This is a genomic window from Pseudomonas protegens (assembly GCF_003732485.1).
Classification (GTDB): domain Bacteria; phylum Pseudomonadota; class Gammaproteobacteria; order Pseudomonadales; family Pseudomonadaceae; genus Aquipseudomonas; species Aquipseudomonas protegens_B.
In genome coordinates this window covers 564,493-566,186 of sequence record NZ_MOAK01000086.1, presented here as the reverse complement: position 1 = coordinate 566,186, position 1,694 = coordinate 564,493, and the positions used below count along the sequence as shown (strand labels likewise).

The following is a 1,694-nucleotide window of genomic DNA, read 5'->3' as shown; positions in this document are numbered from 1 at the left end:
AAGCAGACCTTCCTCAAACAGCTCGGCCCTGAGCCCGGCATTGCCTGGCAAGCCTTCGTCGCCAACGCGAGCCTGTCCTATTCGGCACAGGCCGATCATCTTCTGAGCCGGGAAGACAGCCCGTTCTGGGGCGACTCGCGTAACGGGCAAAAAGAGGACAAGCCGGCCATTCTCGCCCGCAGCCTGGCGGCGGCCATCAGTTCGGGCGAGCAACTGCTGGGCACGGACCGCAAGGCCTGGCAGTGGAGCAAGTTGCACAGCTACCGCTGGACCAACAACAGCGGCCAGGCAATTCGCGGCCCCTTGCAGGCCGGCGGCGACCAGAACACCGTCAACAGCGCCGGCTATCGCTGGGGACAGGATTTTGCCATCACCACCACCCCGGCCCTGCGCTTCGTCGTCGACTTCGCGCTGAGCGAGCCGTTGATGGGCCTCAACAGCAGTGGCCAATCCAGTAACCCGGTGAGCCCGAACTACGCCAACGGCATCGACGGCTGGCTCAAGGCCCAATACCTGAGCTTCCCGATGCAGCCGCAGAACTTCGAGCGCAGCTACGGCAAGACCCGCCTGACTCTGGTCCCGGGCAAGTAGCCCTCACGAGCGAACCCGCCGACGCATCCTGCGTCAGCGGGTTCGCCCCATAACGATCACTCTTCAATCCCGCCAGTGGCGATCAAGTCGGTAGACATCCGCTCTGCACCGGCCTGCGCTCCCCTTCCCGCCATCACGCCCCCTCTTGGCGCCGCGCCACAGACACGCCCCCCTTTCAGTGCACGACAGGCCTTGTGCAAGCGCGATCAGCAGCTTTTAAAACACCTGTTCGGGACTCTGGTTCGGAAATTGCTACTTTCAATAAGTCTTATGCGTTCCAGTAACAGTACTCATGCGCCACAAGCGCTCATATTGGTTCTTAGGGATTGAATAATGAAAAAAGCATTGCTGACCCTTTCTGCACTGGCTCTCTGCATGGCCGCCGGCTCCGCGCTGGCCAAGGAATACAAGGAACTGCGCTTTGGCGTCGATCCGTCCTACGCCCCCTTCGAGTCCAAGGCCGCCGACGGCAGCCTGGTGGGCTTCGATATTGATCTGGGCAACGCCATCTGCGCCGAGCTGAAGGTCAAATGCAAATGGGTCGAAAGTGACTTCGACGGCATGATTCCCGGCCTGAAAGCCAATAAATTCGACGGTGTGATCTCGTCCATGACCGTCACCCCGGCCCGTGAAAAAGTCATCGACTTCTCCAACGAGCTGTTCTCCGGCCCCACTTCGTTCGTCTTCAAGAAAGGCTCGGGGCTGAGCGCAGACACTGCCTCACTCAAGGGCAAGACCGTCGGCTATGAGCAGGGCACCATTCAGGAAGCCTATGCCAAGGCCGTGCTGGACAAGGCCGGAGTCAAGACCCAGGCCTATCAGAACCAGGATCAGGTCTATGCCGACCTGACCTCCGGGCGCCTGGATGCCTCGATCCAGGACATGCTGCAAGCCGAACTGGGCTTCCTCAAATCGCCGCAGGGCGCGGACTACGAAGTCAGCAAGCCGGTGGATGACCCACTGCTGCCGTCCAAGACCGCCATCGGTATCTCAAAAGGTAACAAAGAGCTGAAAGCGCTCCTGGATAAAGGTATCAAAGCGTTACACGATGATGGCACCTACGCCACCATCCAGAAAAAACACTTCGGTGACCTGAACCTCTA

At 59.9% G+C, this 1,694-nt stretch carries 2 protein-coding genes; both read left to right on the top strand.

The window, feature by feature from the left end:
* Positions 1-591 (top strand): penicillin acylase family protein (locus tag BLX41_RS29595; protein ID WP_148059789.1); only part of this gene is annotated, 591 nt, incomplete at its 5' end.
* 333 nt (positions 592-924) lie between these two features.
* Positions 925-1,694 (top strand): transporter substrate-binding domain-containing protein (locus BLX41_RS29590; RefSeq protein ID WP_123727811.1); only part of this gene is annotated, 770 nt, incomplete at its 3' end.